Below are 23,823 nucleotides of genomic sequence, written 5' to 3'. Positions count from 1 at the left end.
TGTGGGGCCATGGGGGCACCGACGAAGATCGAGGATGCCCGCCCACCGGCCACCGCCACGCCCGATGAGGAGACGCGCGCGGCAGGCCGGGCGGCGGGACGGACGGACGCGTTCCTCACCCGGCTGCGGACGCCGCGCAGACCTCGCCTCTGGTTCGAGATCGCCCTCATCGCGGTCAGCTACTGGACGTACTCCCTGATCCGGAACGCGGTGCCCGAGCAGCAGCGGGAGGCGCTGCGCAACGCCGACTGGATCTGGCGGGCCGAGCACGCCCTGGGCATCGCCGTCGAGCACTCGGTCAACCACGCCCTCAACGGCGTGACCTGGCTGATCGTCTCGATGAACTACTACTACGCCACCCTGCACTTCGTGGTCACCATAGGTGTGCTGGTCTGGCTCTACAGGCGGCACCCGGGCCGCTACGGCGCGGTGCGCACCGTCATCTTCCTGACCACGGGCAGCGCCCTGGTCGGCTACTACCTGTACCCGCTGGCGCCGCCGCGGCTGATGCACGGCGAGCAGTTCGTCGACACCGTGCAGGTGCACGGCACCTGGGGCTCCATGGCCTCCGGGAACCTCGCCGAGATGTCCAACCAGTACGCCGCGATGCCCTCCATGCACATCGGCTGGTCGGTGTGGTGCGGCATCACCATAGCCGTGCTCGCCGCCCCCCTCTGGGCCCGGCTGCTCGGCGCGCTCTACCCCGTCGCCACCCTGCTGGTGATCGTCGCCACCGCGAACCACTTCTGGCTGGACGCGGTCGGCGGCCTGCTCTGCCTCGGCCTCGGCTTCGCGCTCACCCGCGCCTGGTACGGACGCGGGCCGTACGCCCTCCCCCGCCGGGCCGCGACCGCCCCCGCGGCCGCCTCCCCCGCCACGGCCTGACCAGCCGGGGGCGGGCCCCGGCGCACGGGCCCGCCGTCCGTCGGCCTGCCGGGCTCACGCCCCGTAGAACAGCCGCTCCATCACCGCGCGGGCCCGCCGGGTGGTCCGCCGGTAGGCGTCCAGCATCTCCCCCGTGCTCCCGTCGTAGCCGAGGTACCGCGCCACCGCCGCGAGCTCGCGCGGCTCGGAGGGGAAGGTGTCCCCGGGACGACCGCGCACCAGCATCACCGCGTTCCGCACCCGGGTGGCCAGCAGCCACGCCTCGTCGAGGGTGCGGGCGTCCTCCGCGTCCAGGAGCCCGGCCTCCCGCGCCGCGGCCAGCGCGGCCCGGGTACCGGTGGTCCGCAGCGCCGGCTCCTGCCAGGCGTGCCGCAGTTGCAGGAGCTGCACCGTCCACTCGACGTCGGAGAGGCCACCGCGGCCCAGTTTGGTGTGGGTGGTCACGTCCGCGCCACGGGGGAGCCGCTCACCCTCCATCCGGGCCTTCAGCCGCCGGATCTCCCGCACCGCGTCCTCCCCGACACCCCGGTCGGGGTAGCGCAGCGGGTCGATCAGCTCGGTGAATCGCCGGCCCAGCTCCCCGTCCCCGGCCACCGGCTCCGCCCGGAGCAGCGCCTGGCTCTCCCAGACCTCGGACCACCGCTGGTAGTAGGCGGCGTACGAGCGGAGGCTGCGCACCAGCGGCCCGGACTTGCCCTCCGGGCGCAGGTCGGCGTCGATGACCAGCGGCGGGTCGGTGGAGGGGAGCTGGAGCAGCCGGCGCATCTCGTTGGCCACCGTGAAGGCCGCCTTCGCCGCCTCCTCCTCGGCCACCCCCTCCCGGGGCTCGTGCACGAAGAGCACGTCCGCGTCCGAGCCGTACCCGAGCTCGCGGCCGCCGAAGCGGCCCATGCCGATCACCGCGAAGCGGGTGGGCAGCTCGTCGCCCCACTGCGCGCGCACCGCGGCACGCAGCGCGCCCGCCAGGGTGGCGGCGTTCAGGTCGGAGAGCGCGGTGCCCGTCCGGTCCACCGCCGGCGCGGGGTCCTCGGCGGCCGGCGCCTCCTCGGTACCGTAGGCGCCGATGATGTCCGCCGCTGCGGTGCGGAACAGCTCCCGGCGCCGCACGCCCCGCGCGGCGGCCACCGCCTGCTCCGGCCCGTCCGCGCGGTTGACCGCGGCGAGCACCTCCTGGGTGAGCGCGGCCCGGCCGCGCGGCTGCAGCTCCTGCGTGGAGCCGAGCAGGGCGACCGCCTCCGGGGCCCGCAGCAGCAGGTCCGGGGCCAGCCGGCCCGCGGAGAGCACCCGGGCGAGGTTCTCGGCAGCGGCGCCCTCGTCCCGCAGCAGCCGCAGATACCAGGGGGTCTGCCCGAGGGCGTCGGAGACCCGCCGGAAGCCCAGCAGTCCGGCGTCCGGGTCGGCCGAGTCCGCGAACCAACCCAGCAGCACCGGCAGCAGCGTCCGCTGGATCGCCGCCTTCCGGCTGACCCCGCTGGCCAGCGCCTCCAGATGGCGCAGGGCGGCCTCCGGGTCGGCATAGCCGAGCGCCTCCAGCCGCTGGCCCGCCGCCCGGGCGGAGAGCCGGGCCTCGCCGGGCGCGAGCTGGGCGACGGCGTCCAGCAGGGGGCGGTAGAAGAGCTTCTCGTGCAGGCGGCGCACCGAGGCGGCGTGCCGTCGCCAGGCCCGGTGCAGCTCCGTCACCGGCTCCCCGCGGAAGCCCAGCGACCGTCCGAGCCGCCGCTGGTCGGTCTCGTCCTCCGGCATGAGGTGGGTGCGGCGCAGCCGGTGAAGCTGGATCCGGTGTTCCAGGGTCCGCAGGAAGCGGTACGAGCCGTCCAGCTCGGCGGCGTCCTGACGGCCCACATAGCCGCCGGCGGCCAGGGCGGCGAGCGCGTCCAGCGTCGTCGGACTGCGCACCGAGGCGTCGGAGCGCCCGTGCACGAGTTGCAGGAGCTGCACGGCGAACTCCACGTCCCGCAGACCGCCGGGCCCCAGCTTGAGCTCCCGGTCGAGCTGCGCGGCCGGGATGTTGGCCACCACCCGGCGCCGCATCTGCTGCACGTCGGGGACGAAGTTCTCCCGCTCCGCCGCCTGCCAGACCAGGGGGGCCACCGCGGCACAGTACTCCTCCCCCAGCGCGGCGTCGCCCGCCACCGGACGGGCCTTGAGCAGTGCCTGGAACTCCCAGGTCTTCGCCCAGCGCTGGTAGTAGGCGAGGTGGCTGCCGAGGGTGCGGACCAGTGGCCCGTTGCGGCCCTCGGGCCGCAGGTTGGCGTCCACCGGCCAGATGGTGCCCTCGGCCGTGGTGTCGGCGCAGATCCGCGTCAGGTGCGCGGCGAGCCGGGTGGCGGCCTGCAGGGCCTGGTCCTCGCCGGCGCCGCCGGCCGGCTCGGCGACGTGGATCACGTCCACGTCCGAGACGTAGTTGAGCTCGCGGCCGCCGCACTTGCCCATGCCGATCACGGCCAGCCGGCAGGACGCGGCGTCCTGCGGCGCCTCCCGCTCGGCCAGCGCGAGCGCGGCCCGCAGGGTCGCGGTGGCCAGGTCGGCCAGCTCGGCGGCGGTCTCGGCCAGCCCGGAGGTGCCGCACACGTCGCGGGCGGCGAGCACCAGCAGGCAGCGGCGGTAGGCGACGCGCAGCTCGTCCGGGTCCGCCGCGCCCTCCAGCGCGGCGGCGAACTCGTCCAGACCGGGGTGCAGGTCCGCGGTGTCGTAGGTGACCAGCGCCTCCCAGTCGCCGGGGTGCCGGGCCAGGTGGTCGCCGAGGGCCTCGGAGACGCCGAGCACCCCGAGCAGCCGGTCGCGGAGCGGCTTCGCGGTGAGCACCGTGTCGAGCAGCCGCTGCGCGCCGTCGCCGAGCGCCTCCACCAGCCGTACCAGCCCGCGCAGCGCCAGGTCCGGGTCCGCGGTGGCGCCCAGCGCGTCCAGGAACAGGGCGTCGTCGCGGACGGCGGCCAGCGCGGGATCGTCGAGCAGCCGCTCGGCCGAGCCGGGGTCGGTGAAGCCGTGCCGCACCAGCCGCCCGAACCTGCTGTCCCGTCGCCCGCCCTGCGTGACCACCGACTTCCGCCTTTCCTCGCCGCGGCTCCATGATGACCCCTGCCTGCTCGCGGACGCGCCGGGGCGCGCGCCGCACCGCCCGTGCCCGGGCCGCCGGACAGGTCCTAGAGCACGGGCAGGGACCGCTTCAGCTCGAAGGCGGTGACCTGGGAGCGGTACTCCTCCCACTCCTGCTTCTTGTTGCGCAGGAAGAAGTCGAATACGTGCTCCCCGAGCGTCTCCGCGACCAGCTCGCTCTGCTCCATCAGCGCGATCGCCTCGCCCAGGTTCTGCGGCAGCGGCTCGATGCCCAGGGCGCGCCGCTCCGAGTCGGAGAGCGCCCACACGTCGTCGTCGGCGCCGGCCGGCAGCTCGTACCCCTCCTCTATGCCCTTCAGGCCGGCGGCGAGCAGCACCGCGTAGGCGAGGTAGGGGTTGGCGCCGGAGTCGAGCGAGCGCACCTCGATGCGGGTGGAGCCGGTCTTCCCCGGCTTGTACATGGGCACCCGGATGAGCGCCGAGCGGTTGTTGTGCCCCCAGCAGATGTACGACGGGGACTCGCCGCCCTCGCCGGCGGTGCGCTGCGCGCCGCCCCAGATGCGCTTGTAGGAGTTGACCCACTGGTTGGTGACGGCGGAGATCTCGCCGGCGTGCCGGAGCAGGCCGGCGATGAAGGAACGGCCGATCTTGGAGAGCTGGTACTCGGCGCCGGACTCGTAGAAGGCGTTCCGGTCGCCCTCGAAGAGCGAGAGGTGGGTGTGCATGCCGGAGCCGGGGTACTCCGAGAACGGCTTCGGCATGAAGGTGGCCTGCACCCCCTGCTCCAGCGCGACCTGCTTCATCACCAGCCGGAAGGTCATGATGTTGTCGGCGGTGGAGAGCGCGTCCGCATAGCGCAGGTCGATCTCCTGCTGGCCGGGGGCGCCCTCGTGGTGGGAGAACTCCACCGAGATGCCCATGGACTCCAGCATGGTGATGGCCTGCCGCCGGAAGTCCTGCCCGACGTGCTGCGGGGTGTGGTCGAAGTAGCCGGAGGAGTCCGCCGGGGTGGGCCGGGTGCCGTCCACCGGCTTGTCCTTGAGCAGGAAGAACTCGATCTCGGGGTGGGTGTAGAAGGTGAAGCCGAGGTCGGAGGTCTTGGCCAGCGCCCGCTTGAGGACGTACCGCGGGTCGGCGAAGGACGGCGAGCCGTCCGGCATCAGGATGTCGCAGAACATCCGCGCGGTGCCCGGTGCCTCCGCCCGCCAGGGCAGGATCTGGAAGGTGCTGGGCGCGGGCTTGGCGATCATGTCGGACTCGTAGACCCGGGCGAAGCCCTCGATCGCGGAGCCGTCGAAGCCGATGCCCTCCTCGAAGGCCTGCTCGAGTTCGGCGGGGGCGACGGCGACGGACTTGAGGAAGCCGAGGACATCGGTGAACCAGAGCCGGACGAACCGGATGTCGCGCTCCTCGAGCGTGCGGAGCACGAATTCCTGCTGCTTGTCCATGGATCCCATCCTCGCTGGTCAGCCGGGCTCTCGCAGCCCCGGCGCGGGTCGGGGCCCACCAGCATTCCACCACAGGGTTTCCGCCGTGTTGCGAACCCTTGCCCGTATGCGCTGCGGGTGCGGCGCCGGGCCCCTCACGTGCACGGTCTCACACGCCCACGCGCCCGGGCAGCGGCGCCGGAGCGGCTCACGGGAGGTCCACCGTGGCCGCCACCGGCAGATGGTCGCTGCCGGTGCCGCCCAGCGTCCAGGAGGAGACCGGCTCCAGCCCCTTCACCATGATCTGGTCGATCCGGGCCATGGGGAACCCGGCCGGCCAGCTGAAGCCCATGCCCGCCCCGGCCGCGCCCTGGGTGGAGCGCATCTGCGCGGTCACCGGGGCCAGCGCCCGGTCGTTCATGGTGCCGTTGAGGTCGCCGAGGAGCACCACCCGGTCCGCCGGGTCGGCGGCGATCGTACGGCCCAGCATGCGGGCGGCGTCGTCCCGCCGGCCGGCGGTGAAGCCGGAGCGGAACTCCACGCGCACCGACGGCAGATGGGCGGCGTAGACCGCGACGTCCCCCTGCGGCGCCTCGACGGTGGAGCGCAGCGCCCGCTTCCACCCCATGCCGATGTCGACCGGCGCGGTGTCCCGCAGCGGGTGGCGGCTCCACAGCCCGACGGTGCCCTGGACGGTGTGGTACGGGTAGGCGTCCGCCAGCTCCTGCTCGTAGAGGGGGACCCGGGCGCCGGCGATCTCCTGCAGCGCCAGCACGTCGGCGCCGCTCCCCGCCAGCTGCCGGGCGGCGCCGCGGGGGTCGGGATTGGCCGCGTCCACGTTGTGCGTGACGACGGTGAGGTCGCCGCCGGCCGCCGTCTTGTCGGAGAACAGCCCGCCGAACAGGTCGAGCCAGACGACGACGGGGAGGAGCAGTGCGAGCAGCGCCGTGAAGGACCGGCGGAGCACCGCCGCGGTCAGCAGCACCGGGACGAGCAGCCCGCCCCAGGGCAGGAAGGTCTCCCAGAGCGAGCCCAGGTTGCCCACCGCGTTCGGCACCTCGGCGTGCAGGATCATCGCCGCGCCGAGGGCGAGCGCCGCCCCGGCGGGCACCAGCCCCCGCGTCCAGCCGCCGTCCCGCCAGCGCCGCAGGGCCGGACCGAGGCGGCTGCCGATGCGGCGGGAGGCCGGCTCCCGCTCGTCGGTCTCCGCGGGGTCCGTCATGAAGGCCCGTGCCATGCGCCGTCCTCACTTGCCGTGCTGCCGCCCGATGAAACGATAGGCGATCATGGGCGTTTCCCGGATCCTGCTCCGGCCGGATCCGGGTCCGTACGCTTGCGAGGACGTACGGCGGCCCGCCCCGGGTTCCCGTGCCCGCCACCGGTCCGGGGCGTTGTGACAGAACGCGGACACGGAGCACGCGTGCGGCCGGGCGGGCCGGGCGGGGGGCACACGCGACCGGCGGGGCGGCGCCCGGTCAGCCGCGCGCGCGGGCGCCCTCCAGCACGGCGTCCACGATGCGCTCGGCCAGCCCCTCCGGCAGTTCACACCCCTCGTGCAGCAGAGCGCGGGAGAGCATCGGCCCCGTGAAGAGCTCGCCGAGCAGTTCCACGTCGATGTCGTCGCGGAGTTCGCCGCGGGTCATGCCGCGGCGGAGCACCGCGTGCAGGGTCTCCCGGCGTGCCCGGATCACGGTGTCGTGGTACGCCTGCCACAGCCGGGGGTGCGAGCGGAAGTGGCTCATCATGGCGCGCAGCAGCGCCGACTCGCGCTTCGCCAGGCCGCGTCGGCGGAGGCGCTCAAGGATGGCGACCAGGTCCTCGCGGACGGAGTCGCCGCGGGGCACGACCGCCGGTTCGTCCAGGGTCCGCATCACCTCCAGCAGCAGGGCGTCCTTCCCCGCCCAGCGCCGGTAGACGGTGGCCTTGCCGACGCCGGCGGTACGGGCGATGCGCTCGACGGAGAGACCGTCGATGCTCTCGCCCTCCTCGATCAGCCGCAGCACGGCCTCGACGATGGCGGTGCCGGCGGCGGCGCTGCGCGGCCGGCCGCGGCGCCCGGCCGCCCCGGTGACCGGCGCGCCGGTCACCGGGAGCCCTCCTCCGTCCCGGCCGGCGCCCGGTCGGAGCCGGGCTGCTGATCGCCGGAGCCCGGGGCGGCCCGGGCGGCGGGCCTGCCCGGCAGCCAGAGCGCCACCACCAGGGCGCCCAGCAGGGCCACGGCGGCCGCGCAGACCACCGTCACGTGCATGGCATCCACGAAGGCGTTCTTCGCGGGGTCGACGAGTGCCTGCCCGGCGGCCCCCATCCGTTCGGCGGCGGTCAGGGTCCCCTCGATGGACTCCCCCGCCTCGCGGCGGGCGCCCGCGGGGACCTGCGCGAGGGCGCCGGCGATGTGGTCCCGGTAGGTGGCGGAGAGCAGCGAGCCGAGCACCGCCACCCCCAGCGAGCCGCCGACCTGGCGGAAGGTGTTGTTGACCGCGGAGCCGGTGCCGGCCTTCTCGCGCGGCAGTGCCTGCATGATCGAGACCGTGGCGGGCGGCATGATGTGCGCTATCGCGGCGCCCATCACGAAGTAGAGGACCTCCAGCACCCAGATCGGGGTGTCGCGGTCGAGCAGCAGGAAGCCGGCGAGGGCCGCGGCGACCAGGACCATCCCGGCGGTGCAGACGGCCTTGGCGCCGAAGCGGTCGACCACCAGCCGTGCCCGGGGCGCGAAGACCATCTGCGCCACCGCCAGCGGGATCATCAGCAGACCGGCCCCGAGCGGCGTGTAGCCGCGCACGCTCTGCATGTAGAAGACGCTGAAGAAGGTGACGCCCATCAGGGCGAAGAAGACCAGCGCGATGGCGCCGACGGCGGCGGAGAACGCCGGGTCACGGAAGTAGGCCATGTTGAGCGCGGGGTGGTCGCTGCGGCGCTCGTACAGGACGAAGAGGACGAGCAGCAGCAGCCCGCCGCCGGAGGTGAGCAGCACCTGCGGTGCGGCGAACTCCGCGAGCTGGCCGCCCTCGATGATGCCGTAGACCAGCAGGACCAGTCCGGCCACCGAGAGCAGCACGCCCACCGGGTCGAGCCGCCCGGGGCGGGGGTCGCGCGAGTCGGGGACGAGCAGCGCCATGGCGACCAGGGCGAGCGCCACGACGGGGACGTTGACGAGGAAGACCGAGCCCCACCAGAAGTGCTCCAGCAGCAGCCCTCCGGTGACCGGCCCGACGGCGATGGCCAGGCCGACGGACCCGGCCCAGATGCCGATGGCCTTGGGCTGCTCCTCGCGCTCGAAGACGTTCATGATGATGGCCAGCGTGGCGGGCATCACGAAGGCCCCGCCGAGCCCCATCACGGCACGGAAGGTGATGAGCTCTCCCGGGCTGCCGGAGAAGGCGGCGAGCACCGAGCCGACGCCGAACACCAGCATGCCGCCGAGCAGCGTCTTCTTCCGTCCGAGCCGGTCACCCAGCAGCCCCGCGGTGAAGAGCAGCCCGGCGAAGACCAGCGTGTAGGAGTTGATCGCCCACTCCAGCTCGCTCTGGGCGGCGCCCAGGCCCGTGGGGGCGGGCTGGGCGATGACCTTCATGGCGACGTTCAGGATCGAGTTGTCCAGCACGACGACGAGCAGGCTGAACATCAGGACCGTGAGGATGGCCCATCGCCTCTGGTGCACGGCCTCGGGGACCGGCGGGGAGGGGGCGGAACCGGCGGGGGAGGCGCTCATCGCTCCAGCGTAGAACCGTAACGATACGGGCCCGTTTCGTATCGCTGCCCGGGGCGTGTCGCCGGCCCGCCCGGCAGGGGCCGCCGGCCGCCCCGGCCGGGGTTTCCCGGCGGGGCGAACCGTGCCAGCATGGACGGCGTATCCGGGGACGCCGTGAGGGCGCCTCGAGACGACGACACAGGAGCATGTGCGATGACGCCTGCCCAGAACTCCCCTCGGACGCTCTACGGCGGGACGCGGAACCGCCGGGTCACGGTCCGCGATCTCGCCGCCGCCAAGGAGCGCGGCGAGCGGTGGCCGATGCTCACCGCCTACGACGCGATGACCGCCTCCGTCTTCGACGAGGCCGGCATCCCGGTCCTCCTCGTGGGCGACTCCATGGGCAACTGCCACCTCGGCTACGAGACCACGGTGCCGGTCACCATGGACGAGATGACCCTGCTCTCGGCCGCGGTCGTGCGCGGCACCAAGCAGGCCCTGGTCATCGGCGACCTGCCGTTCGGCTCCTACCAGGAGGGCCCCCGGCAGGCGCTGCACAACGCCACCCGGCTGATCAAGGAGGCCGGCGTCGGCGCGGTGAAGCTGGAGGGCGGCGAGCGCTCCGCCGACCAGATCGAGCTGCTGGTGCAGGCCGGCATCCCGGTGATGGCGCACCTGGGGCTCACCCCGCAGTCCGTGCACGCCATGGGGTACCGGGTGCAGGGCCGCGGTGAGGAGGCGGCGGCACAGCTGCTGCGGGACGCCAAGGCGGTGCAGGACGCCGGCGCCTTCGCGGTGGTGCTGGAGGTGGTGCCGGCCGAGCTGGCCGCCGAGGTCACCCGCAGCCTGCACGTCCCGACCGTCGGCATCGGCGCCGGGCCGGAGTGCGACGCCCAGGTGCTGGTGTGGACCGACATGGCCGGGCTGACCCCCGGCCGGCTGCCGCGCTTCGTGAAGCAGTACGCGCAGCTCCGGGAGTCCCTGGGCGACGCCGCCCGGGCCTTCGCGGAGGACGTGACCGTCGGCGGCTTCCCGGAGGAGCAGCACAGCTTCGCCTGAGCCGCGCTCCCGCAGGGCCGCCGTCCGCGTGTCCCGCGCCCGGGACGGGCGCACGGCGGGTGCCCGGGACGGGCGGCACGGCGGGTGCCCCGCCGTGCCGCCCGTGCACCGGGATGTCGGCCGGTTGTCGGCCGGTTGTCGGTGGCGGGTGACATCGTGGTCGGCATGACGCGACAGGGAAACACCGGCCACGGGCGGAACGCCGTCGAAGTCCGCGGCCTGGTGAAGCACTTCGGGGACACCAAGGCCGTCGACGGCATCGATCTGGACGTGCGCGAGGGCACGGTGATGGGGGTGCTCGGGCCGAACGGCGCGGGCAAGACGACCCTGGTCCGGATGCTCTCCACACTGCTCGTGCCGGACGGGGGCACGGCCACCGTGGCGGGGTACGACGTCGTGCGGCAGCCCCGCCAGCTCCGCCGCACCATAGGCCTGACCGGGCAGTACGCCTCGGTCGACGAGAAGCTCGCGGGCTGGGAGAACCTCTACATGATCGGGCGCCTGCTCGATCTCTCCCGCGCCGACGCCCGCCGCCGCGCCGACGAGATGCTGGAGCGCTTCTCGCTCACCGACGCCGCCCGGAAGCCGGTCGCCAAGTACTCCGGCGGCATGCGGCGGCGCCTCGACCTGGCCGCATCCATGATCGGCCGCCCCCGGGTGCTCTATCTCGACGAGCCCACCACGGGCCTGGACCCGCGCACCCGGAACGAGGTCTGGGACGAGGTCAAGCGCATCGTCGACGAGGGCAACACCGTGCTGCTCACCACCCAGTACATGGAGGAGGCCGGTCAGCTCGCGAGCGAGCTGACCGTGGTCGACCAAGGCCGGGTCATCGCCGAGGGCCGGGTACCCGAACTCAAGGCCAAGGTGGGCGGGCGCACCCTGGAGATCCGCCCGGTGGACCGCGCCGAACTCCCCCGGATGGCCGAGGCGCTGGCGCAGGCGGGGCTGGACGGCCTCTCCGGTGCCACACCCGACGAGGAGCGGGGCGTGGTCAGCGTCCCCATCATCAGTGACGAGCAGCTCACCGCCGTGGTCGGGCTGCTGGGCGAGCGCGGCTTCGCGATCGCCGACATCGCCACCCATCTGCCCAGTCTCGACGAGGTGTTCCTGGCCATCACCGGCCAGCGCGCCACCCACCAGGACGAGCAGACCGAGCTCGAGGAGGTCGCGGCGTGACCAGCGCCACCGTTTCCCCCCAGGCGTCCCCGGCGGACGCGCCGCGCCCGGAGAAGCCCGGCGCGGACGAGGGCCGGATCGGGCTGCGCGCCAATCTCCGGCACGTCGGGGCGCTCGTACGCCGCAACGCCCTGCAGATCAAGCAGGACCCGGAATCGATGATGGACGCGCTGCTGATGCCCATCATCTTCACCCTGCTCTTCGTCTACGTCTTCGGCGGCGCCATCGCGGGCAGCGCCGACCGCGACCTCTACACCAACTACCTGATGCCCGGCATGATGGCCATGATGGGCATGAACATCGCGATGGCGGTGGGCACGGGCATCAACGAGGATTTCCGCAAGGGCGTCATGGACCGCTTCCGCTCCATGCCGATCGCCCGTTCCTCGGTGCTGGTGGCGAAGGTCGTGGTGGAGATCGGCCGGATGCTGATCGCCATCGTGGTGCTGCTCACCGTCGGTTTCCTGGTCGGGCTCGACATCGACGGCCGCTGGCTGGAGATGCTCGCCGCCATCGGGCTCACCACGGTCTTCGGCGCGTCGCTGGTGTGGATCTTCATGCTGCTGGGGCTGACGATGCGTACCGCCCAGGCGGTGCAGGGCGTCTCGTTCCTGGTGCTGATGCCGCTCCAGTTCGGGTCCTCGGTCTTCGTGCCGACGGAGACGATGCCCGGCTGGCTGGAGGCCTTCACCGACGTCAATCCGCTGACCCATGTGGCGGACGCCTCCCGCGGGCTGATGCTGGGCGAGGGCGCGATAGCCGGCCCGGCCCTGTGGACGGTGGTCTGGGCGGTCGGTCTGACCGCTGTCACGGCGCCGGTCGCCATCGCCAAGTTCCGGAAGAAGACCTGACACCGGGCCGGTTCCGCGTCGCGTCCCCCGGTGGGGCCACGGGCTGCCCGTGGCCCCACCGGTCGTGGCGGCACCGGTCGTGACTCCACGGGTCGTCGCGGCGCCACCGACCGTGCCGCCCCGGCAGGACCGGGGCCCCGGCCGGGGCCGGTACGGTCGAGGGCTATGACGAGCACTGCCGCCGTACGGCACGACCGCAGCGAGAACCGCCGCATCAGCCCGGTCTTCCTCGGGCTGCTCGCCCTGGCGGTGGTGTCCGGGTGGGCGGTGTGGTCGGGTCTCACCGGCGTGACGGGCGTGGCCGTCTTCCTCTTCGTGGTGTCCGGCTGGATCGTCTCGCTCTGTCTGCACGAGTACGCCCACGCCCGCACCGCGCTGCACGGCGGCGACACCTCGGTCGGCGGCAAGGGGTATCTCACTCTCGACCCCCTGAAGTACACCCATGCCCTGCTGAGCATCGTGCTCCCGGTGCTGTTCGTGATCATGGGTGGGATCGGGCTGCCGGGCGGCGCGGTCTTCGTGGAGCGCGGACGGATCCCCGGACGGTGGCGCCACAGCCTGGTATCGGCGGCCGGGCCGCTGGTCAACGTGGTGCTCGCGCTGGCGTTCACCGCGCCGTGGTGGCTGGGGACGATCGGGTCGGTGCCGGTCGCGTTCCGCTGTGCGCTGGCCTTCCTGGCGCTGCTCCAGGTGACGGCGGCGCTGCTCAACCTGCTGCCGGTGCCGGGCCTGGACGGTTACGGCGTCCTGGAGCCCTGGCTCTCCCCGGCGGCCCGCCGCCAGGCCGAGCCCCTCGCGCCGTTCGGGCTGCTGATCGTCTTCGCCTGTCTGTGGATCCCGGAGGTCAACCAGGTCTTCTGGGAGGCCGTCGACGCGCCGATGCGGTCACTGGGCGTCTCGGACGCCGAGACCTACTTCGGGCTGGAGTACTTCCGCTTCTGGGAGGGGGAGCCGCAGAACGTCGTCATCCCCGGCTGACCGCGCGCGCCCTGCGCAGGTAGTACCACGCCATGTTCGAGGTGAGGCCGGCCAGCAGCACCCAGACCACGCCCAGCCAGCTTCCCCGGGCGAAGGAGAGCACGGCCGCGGCGACGGCGAGCAGACAGAGCAGGAGGGCGGCGACCGCGATGCCGCGGGCGGGCCGGGACGGGCTGGGGGCGGACATGGGGCGAGGCTCCCGTGGGGTGTGGGTTCTGCGGGATTCCCTGCCATTGTCCCCCATGGCCGCCGGCCGCCGGCCGCCGGGGCCGGGGCGGGCCCGGCGGCCGGCGGGCGCCGACAGCCGGGGCCGCGTGCGGGAGGCGGGCAGGCGGGAGGCGGCCGGGCCGGGACGCGCCTCCGGGGTCCCGCTCAGATGTCCGTGAGCCGGACCCCCGCGTGCGCCTTGTAGCGCCGGTTCACCGAGATCAGGTTGGCGACCAGCGACTCGACCTGGTGGGCGTTGCGCAGCCGCCCGGCGAAGACGCCCCGCATACCGGGGATGCGGGCGGCGAGCGCCTGCACGATCTCGCAGTCGGCCCGGACCTCGCCGAGGACCATGACGTCGGTCTCGATCCGCTCCACCTCCGGATCGGCGAGCAGCACCGCCGAGAGGTGGTGGAAGGCGGCGGTCACCCGGGAGTCCGGAAGCAGCGCGGCAGCCTGCTCCGCAGCGCTCCCCTCCTCCGGGGTGAGGGCGTAGGCGCCCTTCTTGTCGAAGCCCAGCGGGTTCACGCAGTCGACCACGAGCTTGCCGCGCAGTTCCTCGCGCAGCGCCTCCAGGGTCTTGGCGTGCCCGTCCCAGGGCACGGCCACGATCACCACGTCGGAGCGGCGGGCGCACTCGGCGTTCTCCGCGCCCTCCACGCCCTCGCCCAGCTCCGCCGCCGCCGACCGGGCACGCTCCGCCGCCCGGGAGCCGATGATCACCTGCTGGCCGGCGCGGGCCAGCCGGTAGGCCAGGCCGCGTCCCTGGTCGCCGGTGCCGCCGAGCACGCCGACCGTGAGACCGGACACGTCGGGGAGGTCCCAGGGGTCCTTCTTGGGGGCTGCGGGAGAAGTCATGGGGCGATCCTAACGAGGAACACGGAAAAAGCTACCCGCGAGTAGCACGGCTCACCCCGGCTCGTCCGTACGGGGGAAGGGACCCCGGACCGCCGTGCGCCGGCCCCGCCGTGCGGCATGATGCCGCGCATGGACGCCGTACGGGTCGCGCTGCTGCGCGAAGTGCTCGCGGGGAGCGCGTGGTTGCCCTCGGCCCGCCGGTTCGCGGGCGCGCTGCGCACCTCGGTCGTCCACCGCGGCGGCGGACTGCTGCTGGTGGGCACCGCGGAATACGAGCCGTGGCATCTGGCCGCGCACCTCGACGACGAGGCCGCCTGGTCCGGGCTGCCCGAGCTCTCGCCCACCCTGGTGCGTCACCGGGTGCCGGCCGCGGCCCCGGCCCACCTCGCGGTCGGCCTGCACCGGATCGCCTCCGCGGGCCGCCGGGAGACGCTGCTGGTGGTCGCTCCCGGACCGCCCGGCGGGGGCCTGCTGGAACGGGTGCAGGACGCCCGGCGGGCCGGCGCCACCGTGCTGGCCCTGGACTCCGGGGCGCCGGACGCGGGCACCGGACTGCACGGTCTGGCCCACGACACGCTCACCGCGGACCCGGCGGAGCTGGACCTGGACACCCTCCAGCACCTGGTGAGCGCCGCCGCCGGCGAGCCGGGGGCGGCGGCCCCGCGCGGCCCGGTGTCCCCGGTCCGCCGCCGCTTCCGCGACCGGCTCTCCCGGCTCGCCGATCAGCTCACCGCGCCGCCCCCGGCCCGCTGGTAATCCGGTTGCCCGCCGGTCCGGCACGGCGGAGCATGACTCCTCGTGTCCTCCCGGCTGCGGGCGCTGCTGCCCGACCTCTCCCCCTGGCGCTCCTCGCGGGACTTCCGCATCCTGTGGACCGCCGGAGCCGTCACGGTCCTCGGCAGCTTCCTCTCCTTCGTCGCGCTGCCCTACCAGGTGAAGGAGGTGACCGGCTCCCCGGTCGCGGTCGGTGCGCTGGGCGTCGCGGAGCTGGTGCCGCTGCTGGTCTTCGGGCTCTGGGGCGGGGCGCTGGCGGACGCCTTCGACCGCCGCCGGCTCATCGTGTGGTCCGAGGGCGCCCTCGGCCTGGTCGCCGCCGGGCTGCTGCTCAACACCCTGCTGCCGGAGCCGCTGCTCTGGCCGCTCTACGCCGCGGGCGCGCTGTCCAGCGCGCTGGTCGGCGTCCAGCGACCCGCGCTGGACGCGCTGGTCCCGCGCATCGTGCCGCACGAACAGCTCAGCTCCGCGGCCGCGCTGATGGCCCTGCGCTGGCAGCTCGGCGGGGTGGCCGGTCCGGCCGGGGCCGGGCTGCTGCTGGCGTACGCCGGCCTGGAGGCCGCCTACGCGCTGGACGCCCTCAGCTTCGCCGTGTCGTTCGCACTGGGGCTGCGGCTGCGGCCCGCACCGCCCCGGCGGGACGCGGACCGGCCGTCGCTGCGGGCCATCACGGTGGGCGCCCGGTACGCCTGGAGCCGCAAGGAACTGCTGGGCACCTACGCCGTCGACCTCTCGGCGATGTTCTTCGCCTTCCCGCTGGCGCTCTTCCCCTTCCTCGCCGACGAGCTGGACGCGCCGTGGGCGCTCGGGCTGATGTACGCCGCGCTGCCGCTGGGCTCCCTGCTGGTGAGCGCGACGAGCGGCTGGACCCGGCGGGTCCACCGGCACGGCCGGATGGTGGTGCTGGCCGCGATGGGCTGGGGCCTGGCCATGGCGGCGGCCGGGGTCATGCCGGACGTCTGGCTGGTGCTCCTGCTGCTGACGGTGGCGGGTGCCTGCGACATGGTCAGCGGGATCTTCCGGACGACGCTGTGGAACCAGACCGTCCCGGACGAGCTCCGCGGCCGGCTCGCCGGGATCGAGCTGCTCTCCTACACGGCGGGGCCGCAGCTCGGCCAGCTCCGCTCCGGCGGTACGGCCGCGCTGACCTCGGTGCGCACGGCCGTGTGGGGCGGAGGGCTCGCCTGTGTGGCGGCGGTGGGGCTGCTGGCGCTGGCGCTGCCCCGGCTGATGGCGTACGACGCCCGCACGGACCCGCACGCGCGGGCCAAGCGGGAGGCGGCGCGTGCGGCGGGCCCGGCGGAGGCGCCGCCGGACAGGGCGGCGGAGGCGGCGGGCCCGGACGGGGCGGCCGCGACGCCCTGACCCGGCGTGGCACGGGACCGGCCGGCCCGCCGCCACGGGCGGGCTGCGGGGAAACGGAGACGGCGGGCCCCGGAGGGGCGGCCCCTCTTCCGCAAGGCCGAGAGGAGCGCCTGCCCGCCGGGGGCGGCAGGACGCGGCCCCACGCGGGACCGCCAGAGCGCCGGCCCCCGGCAGCGCGGCGCCGCGGGCTCAGTCCCGGTCGTCCGGAGTGTCGCGGGAGGAGGCGCCGTCGTGCCAGCGTGGGTCGTTCTCCCACTGCAGGTTGCGCTCCCGCGCCGTCTCCAGGGCGTGCGCCGCCGCCTCCGGGCTGCCGTACGGCCCGAAGCGGTCCTTGCCGGGGCACTCCGGTCCCTCCTCGACCTTCTGGTGCTCCAGGCAGTAGTACCACTCGCCGGGCCTGCCCACCGTCTTGCGCTTGAAGAGTGCCATGCGGTCATGCTGCCCCAGGGGCGCGCTCCGTACCACGGATAGACTCGCGCACATGTCTGGCCAGTCCTTTCTCGTCCCCGGCAAGCTCTCCCCGCAGCGCACCGTGCCGCCCGCCGTCCCGCGTCCCGAGTACGTGGGCAAGGAGGCGCCCGCGCCCTACACCGGTCCGGAGGTGCAGGACGCCGAGACGATCGAGCGCATGCGGCACGCGGGCCGCGTCGCCGCACAGGCGATGGAGGAGGCCGCCAAGCTGATCGCCCCCGGCGTGACCACCGACAAGCTGGACGAGGTCGCCCACGCCTACATGTGCGACCACGGCGCCTACCCGTCCACGCTGGGCTACCGGAAGTTCCCCAAGTCGCTGTGCGCCTCGATCAACGAGGTCATCTGTCACGGCATCCCCGACTCCACCGTGCTGCGCGACGGGGACATCGTGAACCTGGACGTCACCGCCTACATCGGCGGCGTGCACGGCGACAACAACGCGACCTACCTCTGCGGCGACGTCGACGAGGAGTCGAAGCTGCTGGTCGAGCGTACCCGCGAGGCGCTGAACCGGGCGATCAAGGCGGTGCGCCCGGGCCGGCAGATCAACGTCATCGGGCGGGTCATCGAGTCCTACGCCCGGCGCTTCGGCTACGGCGTGGTGCGCGACTTCACCGGGCACGGCATCAACACGTCGTTCCACTCGGGCCTGATCATCCCGCACTACGACGACGAGCGGGCCACCACCGTGATGCGGCCCGGCATGACCTTCACCATCGAGCCGATGCTCACCCTGGGGACCCACGAGTGGGACATGTGGGAGGACGGCTGGACGGTGGTGACCAAGGACCGCAGGCGGTCGGCGCAGTTCGAGCACACCCTGGTGGTCACCGAGACCGGCGCGGACATCCTCACCCTGCCCTGAGCCCGGGCCCGCGCGCCCGTCGCCGGCGGTGCGCGGGCCGGGACGCCGGCCCTACCGGACCCGGATCACCCCCAGCCGCTGGGTGGCCCGGGTGAAGGCCACATAGCGGTCGTTGGTGCCGAACCGCTCCGGCTCCACGACGAGCACGGTGTCGAACTCCAGACCCTTCGCCTGCCGGGCGTCCAGCAGCGCGACCGGCCGGGTCAGGTCCAGGCCCGGGCCGTGCGCCGCCTCCGGCAGGGCCGCGGCCAGCTCCGGGTGGAGCGCGGCGGGGGCGATCACCGCGAGCCGCCCCTCCCCCGGCATCTCCCGGGCGACCGTGGCGGCGATCACCCGGGGCAGCTCCTCCGGGCCGCTCTCCGCCTCCCAGGGCGCCACGCCGGTCGAGCGGACGGACCGCGGGGGCTCGAAGCCGGGCTCCTCCGCCCGGCGCGCCGCGGCGGCGTACTCCATGATCTCCGTGGGCGTCCGGTAGTTGACGCCCAGCCGGATGTGCTCGTAACGGTCACCGACGTGCGGTTCGAGCGCGGCGGACCAGGAGCCGGGGCTCGCCGGGGAGGCGCTCTGCGCCGGGTCGCCGACCAGCGTCATCGAGCGGGTGGGCGAGCGGCGCATCAGCAGCCGCCAGGCCATCGGCGACAGCTCCTGCGCCTCGTCCACGATGATGTGCCCGAAGGCCCAGGTGCGGTCTGCCGCGGCGCGCTCGGCGGCGGTGCGGTGGTCCGCCTCCTCGTGCCGCTCGGCCATGCGCTCGGCGTCCATGATGTCCTGCACGCCGAGCACCTCGGAGTCCTCGTCCTCCAGGCCCTCGAACTCGTAGGTCCGGGAGGCGTAGGCGACGTCCAGCACGCCTTGGGCGTAGGCGATCCGTTCCCGGCGCTCGGCCTCCGCCGCGGCCCGCGCAGCCCGCTCGTCCTCGCCGAGCAGCTCGGCCGCCTCGTCCAGCAGCGGCACGTCCGCCGGGGTCCACTCCGCCGTCCGGGGCCGCCGGATCAGCTGGGCGTCCGGGTCCGGCAGCCGTCCGTACGGGTCCTCCAGCAGGTCGGCGACGAGGCGCTGCGGGGTGAGCAGCGGCCACAGCGTGTCGAGGGCCGCGTGGTAGGCGGGGTCGGCGTCCAGCTCGCTGCGGAGCTGGGAGACGTCGGACTCCTCCAGCAGGTTGGGGCCGCCGAAGGGATCGGCGCCGATGCGCTCGGCGAGCTGGTCGGTGAGGGCGTTGAGGATCTCCCCCTCGAAATGCTCGCGGGCGGCGTTGTGCGGCAGCCCGGTGGCCCGCGCCTTCTCCCGGGCCGTCCGCACGGTCTCCCGGTCCAGCAGCAGCACGTCGCCGTCGTGGTCGACCTCCAGCACGGGGTCGGGCAACGCCTGACGGTCGCGCACCGCTTGGGCGATCACCTCGGCCATCCCGGCCCGGCCCTTGACCGCGGCGGCCTGCTCGCTCTCGGTGCCGGTGGCGGCCACCCCGGGGAAGAGCTCGCCGACGGTCGCCAGCAGCACGCCGGTCTCGCCCAGCGAGGGCAGTACCTCGCCGATGTAGTCGAGGAAGGCCGGATTGGGCCCGAGGATGAGCACCGCCCGGCGGGCGAGCAGCTCGCGGTGCTCGTAGAGCAGGTACGCGGCCCGGTGCAGGGCCACCGCGGTCTTGCCGGTGCCGGGGCCGCCCTCGACCACCCGGACGCCCTGGTGCGGGGCGCGGATGATCTCGTCCTGCTCGGCCTGGATGGTCTGCACGATGTCGTGCATCCGGCCGGTGCGCGCCGCGTCCAGCGCCGCGAGCAGCAGGGCGTCGGCGTCGTGCGCCTCGTAGCCGGTGCGTTCGGTGTCGTCCAGGTCGAGGATCTCGTCGTGCAGCGCGAGGACCTCGCGGCCCTCGGTGGTGAGGTGCCGGCGCCGGCGCAGCCCCATGGGGGTGTGGCCGGTCGCGAGGTAGAACGGCCGCGCGACGGGGGCCCGCCAGTCGATCAGCAGCGGGGTGCGTTCCTCGTCGTCCACACGGATCCCGACCCGGCCGATGTGGTGGTGTCCCCCGTCGCGGAAGTCGATGCGGCCGAAGCACAGGCCTGACTCCACCGCGTTCAGCGCGGCGAGCAGGCCGGACTGCTCGTACGCCGCGACATCGCGCTCCAGCCGGGCCTGCATGGCGTTTCCGGTCTGTGCGAAGGTGCGCCGCACGGAATCCTCGGCCTCCCGGCGCAGCGCGTCGACGCGGTCGTACAGCCGGGAGACGAACCGCTGCTCGTGTTGCAGTTCGTCGTGCGCCCCGTTTGACAATTCAGCTCCTCGCCCGCTAAGGTATTCACAGAGGTCACCGGTAATTCCGGTGACTTTTCTCTTTGCAGAGAAACACCCAATATACGCGGCGCGGGGTACCCGGCGTCAATCAGCGGGGGTCCGTTCCCGGGTCGGCGCTACCACCCGGCCGGCGCCCGCACGGCGCGGGAGATCGCGGGCTCGGTCCGGCACCAGGTGGCGGCCGTTGCGCTCAGGCGCGTTCCGCCACGGCCGCGCTCCACCGCCGGGGCGTGAAGGCGGCCGGGCGCGCCGGGGCACGGCGTCACGCCGGGACCACGGTGTCACGCCTGGGGCGTACGGAGACCGTGGAGAGCGCCTGGAGCCCCCGAGGCGGGCGCGGAGCTCAGACCCGTGGGCGGCTCATGAAGGCCGGGAAGGACTCCGGGTCCCCGTCGAAGCCGTGCAACCCGTCACGGAGGGCCCACTCCCCCGACGCGTCGCGGACGAACTCCGCGACGGTCACCGCCGTGCACCCCGCCACCCCGGCGAAGTCGTCCCGTGCCAGCTCGTCGTAGCCCTCGTGGATCTCGACCCGGGTGCCGGACACGTCGCGGAAGCACTTGCGCCCGCCGTCCGGCTGCTCGTTCTGCTGTATGGCGACGCCGACCACCACGCGCCCGTGCTCCGGCCGCATCCGGGAGAACTCCAGCGTCATGGCCTCGTCGACGCCGAAGCCCTGGCCCGTGCGGCTGTCGCGGTTCAGCGTGATGGTGCCGTCGGGCGACCTGCTGTCCCAGTACACGAGGTGCGCCGGCGTGCCGTGCGGATCGTCCGCCCGGAACACCGCCGCGATGATGTCCAGGTCGTCGTCGGGCTCGCCCAGGGGACTGGGGTCCCACTTGAGCCGCACCTCGACCTTGCCGAGTCCCTTGCTGAGACCGCTCACCAGACGTCCTTCCCCCCGGGGCCGAGCAGCTTTGCGAGTGGGGTCATATACCCCCACCCTAGCCCGGCGAAACGACGGCGCGGACCCGACCGGTGGCGTCCGGAGGCGCGCGGAACCGGTGGTTCCTGTGCGGACCGTACCGGCCGACCGCCCAGCACACCACAGCGAGCGCACCATCCCGGACATCGCTGAGAATTTTGCACAAACAGCAGAGGAACCCCGCTCATATGACTTAAGGTCTCCACGACATCATCACATCGTCCTTGGGGAGAGAACGATGTGTTGCGTGACCAGGGGACCGAGGTGTCTGGGGGGTACATGCGACATGACGCCGCGTCTCTTCCGGCCGGCGGCAGACCCGCTGCGGGTGCTGCCGCCGTACGGACGGGACGTCGAGAAGGGCCGCACCGGGGCGCACCACAGAACCCACGGCGCAGCCGCCGGCACGACCGCCACACCACGTACGCCGGCCGGGACGCCGCCGGAAAGGCACCGTGGTACCTGCCGTCCGCGCTGTGCACGGACGCTCTCGGGGCCGCGCTGCCCGTCCTGCTGCTCTTTCAGGCCACCGGCCAGCCCCGGCCGGTGGCCGCCGCGGCCGTCGCGGCCGGGACCTGGCTCGGCGTCCAGGCGGCCCACCGCCGCTACACCCGGCGCACCCTGGGCGAGTCCCGCGGCCTGCTCGCCGTGGTGCACGACTGGCTGATCCTGCTCGGCCTGCTCGCCGTGTTCCGGGTCTTCACCGGGGAGAGCTCGGCCCCGGCGTACGCCCTGCTGGCGCTGGTGCCCGCGCCGCTGCTCGCCGGGCTCTGCCGGGTCCTGACGCACCGGCACCTGACCGCCGAACGACGGGAGGCTCACGCGGTCTGCCGGGTGCTGGTGGTCGGCGAGGCCGGCCCGCTGGACGAGGTCGTCGACCAGCTCGCGGCACGTACGGACCATCCCTACGTGGTCATCGGCGCCGTCACCGTCGGCGGTGCCGAGCCGCGCAGCGGGGTGCAGCGAACCGGTGTGCTGGAGGCGCCGGCCGGTGCCGCACTGCCGGGCGGCGGCTCCACAGCGGACGGCCGGGCCGGCCAGACCGGCCCCGCGCACCCCGCCCCTCCGGACGACGGCCCGGCGGTGCTGGAGGCGGCCCGTCGGACGCGGGCCGAGATGGTGCTGGTCGCCCCGGGCGCCGCGCTCACCGGGGAACGGCTGCGGCGGCTGACCTGGTCCGTGCAGGACGCGGGGCTGTCCCTGGCGCTGGCCTCCGGGCTGGCCGGGGTGGCGCTGCGCCGGATACACCCGGCCAGCGTGGGCGGTCTCAACCTGCTCCATGTGGCGGCGCCCACCCGGCGGGGGCCCCAGCACGCGCTCAAGACGGTGCTGGACCGGGTGGGCGCGGCCCTGGGCCTGGTGCTGCTGGCACCGGTGTTCGCGCTGCTGGCCGCGGTGATACGGCTGGACTCGCCCGGCCCCGCTCTGTACCGGCAGACCCGGACCGGACTCGACGGCCGGCCGTTCACGATGTGGAAGTTCCGCTCGATGGTGACCGACGCGGACCGGATCCGCCCGCTGCTGGCCGCCGCGGACGAGCAGGACGGGCCCACCTTCAAGATCCGCCGCGATCCGCGGGTGACCCGGGTCGGCCGGGTCCTGCGCCGGACCTCGCTGGACGAACTGCCCCAGCTCCTCAACGTGGTGCGCGGCGAGATGTCCCTGGTGGGCCCGCGCCCGCCGCTGCCGGACGAGGTCGCCGCGTACGACTCCGTGGCGCTCCGGCGCCTCCGCGTCCGGCCCGGCCTGACCGGCCCCTGGCAGGTGGGCGGGCGGTCGGACCTGTCCTGGGACGAGAGCCTGGCACTGGACCTGTCCTATGCCGACAACTGGTCCCTGACCACCGACCTGGACGTCCTGGCGCGGACGTTCCGGGCGGTGGTCGACGGCCGGGGCGCGTACTAGGGGGTGGGGGCGTCGTGAGCCGGGGTCCGCTGTCTCAGCCACCACGTGTAGGTCTCCCGGATGCCCTCGGCGAGCGGGATGCGGGGGGCGAAGCCCAGCGCCCGCAGCCGGGAGACGTCCAGCAGCTTCCGCGGGGTGCCGTCCGGCTTGCCGGTGTCCCAGGCGATACGGCCGGTGAACCCGGTGACCTCCCGTACGGTACCGGCGAGTTCCCGGATGGTCAGGTCCTCACCGCAGCCGACGTTCACCGGGGACTCCTCGTCGTAGTGACGCAACAGCAGCACACAGGCCCGCGCGAGGTCGTCCACGTGCAGGAACTCCCGGCGCGGGCTGCCGCTGCCCCAGAGCACGACCTCCTCCCGTCCCTCCTCCCGGGCTTCGTGGAAGCGGCGGATCAGGGCGGGCAGGACGTGCGAGGTCTCCAGGTCGAAGCTGTCGCCGGGGCCGTAGAGGTTGGTCGGCATCGCGGAGATCCAGGCCGCGCCGTACTGCCGCCGGTAGCCGCGGATCTGCGCGATGCCGGCGATCTTGGCGAGCGCGTAGGGCTCGTTGGTGGGCTCCAGCGGGCCGGTGAGCAGGGCGTCCTCGGTGATGGGCTGGGGCGCGTGCTTGGGGTAGATGCAGGACGACCCGAGGAAGAGCAGCCGGGGCACGCCGGCGGCGTGGGCGCCGGCGAGCACGCTGAGCTGGATCCGGAGGTTGTCCTCCAGGAAGGGCACCGGGAGGCTCTGGTTCGCCAGGATGCCTCCCACCCGGGCCGCCGCGAGCACCACCGCGTCCGGCCGGGTCTCGCGCAGGAACCTCTCGGTCGGCTCCGCCTCGCGGAGATCCAGCGCCGAGCGGTCGCGGGTGAGCACCTCGTGGCCCTCGACGTGCAGACGGCGGGTGACCGCGGAGCCGACCAGGCCCCGGTGTCCCGCGACGAATATCCGGGCACGGGACGGCAGCAGGTGCTCGTGTGGCGTCATGTCGCACGATTCTGCCATTTCCCGGTCGTTTCCGGGGCAGAACGCATCCGCGGACGTCTCCAG

General features: G+C 74.0%; 20 protein-coding genes. 9 read left to right on the top strand and 11 right to left on the bottom strand.

What is annotated here, in order from left to right:
* Positions 1-9 precede the first annotated feature (9 nt).
* Entirely contained in the window at positions 10-885 is an 876-nt protein-coding gene (locus tag HOY81_RS02095) for a phosphatase PAP2 family protein (protein ID WP_237317392.1), read from the top strand.
* A 54-nt stretch (positions 886-939) separates the two neighbouring features.
* Here HOY81_RS02095 and HOY81_RS02090 read toward each other — a convergent pair whose 3' ends face one another.
* The 5 genes from HOY81_RS02090 to HOY81_RS02070 all read right to left on the bottom strand — a co-directional run bounded on the left by HOY81_RS02090 (position 940) and on the right by HOY81_RS02070 (position 9,081).
* Entirely contained in the window at positions 940-3,924 is a 2,985-nt protein-coding gene (locus tag HOY81_RS02090; protein ID WP_237317390.1) for a bifunctional [glutamine synthetase] adenylyltransferase/[glutamine synthetase]-adenylyl-L-tyrosine phosphorylase, read from the bottom strand.
* Between the two features lie 104 nt (positions 3,925-4,028).
* Entirely contained in the window at positions 4,029-5,390 is a 1,362-nt protein-coding gene (locus HOY81_RS02085; RefSeq protein ID WP_237317388.1) for a glutamine synthetase family protein, read from the bottom strand.
* A gap of 187 nt (positions 5,391-5,577) precedes the next feature.
* Positions 5,578-6,606 (bottom strand): endonuclease/exonuclease/phosphatase family protein, encoded by a 1,029-nt coding sequence (locus tag HOY81_RS02080; protein WP_237317386.1) that lies wholly within the window; start codon positions 6,604-6,606, stop codon positions 5,578-5,580.
* Between the two features lie 238 nt (positions 6,607-6,844).
* Entirely contained in the window at positions 6,845-7,456 is a 612-nt protein-coding gene (locus tag HOY81_RS02075) for a TetR/AcrR family transcriptional regulator (RefSeq protein ID WP_237317384.1), read from the bottom strand.
* Positions 7,453-9,081, bottom strand: a complete 1,629-nt coding sequence (locus tag HOY81_RS02070; protein WP_237317382.1) for an MFS transporter — start codon at positions 9,079-9,081, stop codon at positions 7,453-7,455. The genes HOY81_RS02075 and HOY81_RS02070 overlap by 4 nt, the downstream gene beginning before the upstream one ends.
* A 192-nt stretch (positions 9,082-9,273) precedes the next feature.
* On the opposite strand from HOY81_RS02070, the gene panB reads away from it, so the two are divergent.
* The 4 genes from panB (at position 9,274) to HOY81_RS02050 (ending at position 13,127) form a co-directional block, all read left to right on the top strand.
* Complete coding sequence (gene panB, locus HOY81_RS02065; protein WP_237317380.1) at positions 9,274-10,119, top strand: 3-methyl-2-oxobutanoate hydroxymethyltransferase; 846 nt, start codon at positions 9,274-9,276, stop codon at positions 10,117-10,119.
* Between the two features lie 165 nt (positions 10,120-10,284).
* Complete coding sequence (locus tag HOY81_RS02060; RefSeq protein WP_237317378.1) at positions 10,285-11,298, top strand: ATP-binding cassette domain-containing protein; 1,014 nt, start codon at positions 10,285-10,287, stop codon at positions 11,296-11,298.
* On the top strand, positions 11,295-12,149 hold the full coding sequence (locus HOY81_RS02055) for an ABC transporter permease (RefSeq protein ID WP_237317376.1): 855 nt from the start codon (positions 11,295-11,297) through the stop codon (positions 12,147-12,149). The genes HOY81_RS02060 and HOY81_RS02055 overlap by 4 nt, the downstream gene beginning before the upstream one ends.
* Before the next feature lie 165 nt (positions 12,150-12,314).
* Positions 12,315-13,127 carry a site-2 protease family protein gene (locus HOY81_RS02050; protein ID WP_237317373.1) on the top strand — a complete coding sequence of 271 codons (813 nt, stop codon included), beginning with the start codon at positions 12,315-12,317 and terminating at the stop codon, positions 13,125-13,127.
* Here the strand turns inward: HOY81_RS02050 and HOY81_RS02045 are convergent.
* Positions 13,114-13,314, bottom strand: coding sequence for a hypothetical protein (locus HOY81_RS02045; RefSeq protein WP_237317371.1), 201 nt, complete (start codon positions 13,312-13,314; stop codon positions 13,114-13,116). The two genes, HOY81_RS02050 and HOY81_RS02045, sit on opposite strands and share 14 nt — an antisense overlap.
* Positions 13,315-13,499: 185 nt before the next feature.
* A complete protein-coding gene (gene npdG, locus HOY81_RS02040; RefSeq protein ID WP_237317369.1) occupies positions 13,500-14,192 on the bottom strand; it encodes an NADPH-dependent F420 reductase in 693 nt (230 codons plus the stop codon).
* A 129-nt stretch (positions 14,193-14,321) separates the two neighbouring features.
* Here npdG and HOY81_RS02035 point away from each other — a divergent pair, with 129 nt between their 5' ends.
* Positions 14,322-14,948, top strand: coding sequence for a hypothetical protein (locus HOY81_RS02035; protein WP_237317367.1), 627 nt, complete (start codon positions 14,322-14,324; stop codon positions 14,946-14,948).
* Between the two features lie 42 nt (positions 14,949-14,990).
* The gene (locus tag HOY81_RS02030; RefSeq protein ID WP_237317365.1) at positions 14,991-16,331 is read left to right on the top strand and encodes an MFS transporter; all 1,341 of its coding nucleotides are present in this window, start codon (positions 14,991-14,993) and stop codon (positions 16,329-16,331) included.
* 189 nt (positions 16,332-16,520) lie between these two features.
* Here HOY81_RS02030 and HOY81_RS02025 read toward each other — a convergent pair whose 3' ends face one another.
* The gene (locus HOY81_RS02025) at positions 16,521-16,760 is read right to left on the bottom strand and encodes a hypothetical protein (RefSeq protein ID WP_237317363.1); all 240 of its coding nucleotides are present in this window, start codon (positions 16,758-16,760) and stop codon (positions 16,521-16,523) included.
* A 52-nt stretch (positions 16,761-16,812) separates the two neighbouring features.
* Here HOY81_RS02025 and map point away from each other — a divergent pair, with 52 nt between their 5' ends.
* The gene (map, locus tag HOY81_RS02020; RefSeq protein ID WP_237317361.1) at positions 16,813-17,670 is read left to right on the top strand and encodes a type I methionyl aminopeptidase; all 858 of its coding nucleotides are present in this window, start codon (positions 16,813-16,815) and stop codon (positions 17,668-17,670) included.
* Between the two features lie 51 nt (positions 17,671-17,721).
* Here the strand turns inward: map and HOY81_RS02015 are convergent, their stop codons facing one another.
* Together HOY81_RS02015 and HOY81_RS02010 are read right to left on the bottom strand one after the other, a co-directional pair.
* Positions 17,722-19,917 (bottom strand): AAA family ATPase, encoded by a 2,196-nt coding sequence (locus HOY81_RS02015; protein WP_237317539.1) that lies wholly within the window; start codon positions 19,915-19,917, stop codon positions 17,722-17,724.
* 388 nt (positions 19,918-20,305) lie between these two features.
* Positions 20,306-20,848 (bottom strand): TerD family protein, encoded by a 543-nt coding sequence (locus tag HOY81_RS02010; RefSeq protein ID WP_237317360.1) that lies wholly within the window; start codon positions 20,846-20,848, stop codon positions 20,306-20,308.
* Between the two features lie 585 nt (positions 20,849-21,433).
* Here HOY81_RS02010 and HOY81_RS02005 point away from each other — a divergent pair.
* Positions 21,434-22,792, top strand: coding sequence for a sugar transferase (locus HOY81_RS02005; protein ID WP_308340941.1), 1,359 nt, complete (start codon positions 21,434-21,436; stop codon positions 22,790-22,792).
* Here HOY81_RS02005 and HOY81_RS02000 read toward each other — a convergent pair.
* Positions 22,789-23,760 (bottom strand): GDP-L-fucose synthase, encoded by a 972-nt coding sequence (locus tag HOY81_RS02000; RefSeq protein WP_237317356.1) that lies wholly within the window; start codon positions 23,758-23,760, stop codon positions 22,789-22,791. The two genes, HOY81_RS02005 and HOY81_RS02000, sit on opposite strands and share 4 nt — an antisense overlap.
* Between the last annotated feature and the right edge of the window lie 63 nt (positions 23,761-23,823).

It is taken from the genome of Streptomyces sp. JJ36 (genome assembly GCF_021696945.1).
Taxonomy (GTDB): domain Bacteria; phylum Actinomycetota; class Actinomycetes; order Streptomycetales; family Streptomycetaceae; genus Streptomyces.
Note: the sequence above shows the minus strand (reverse complement) of the source record. Positions and strands in the feature narration are given on the sequence as shown.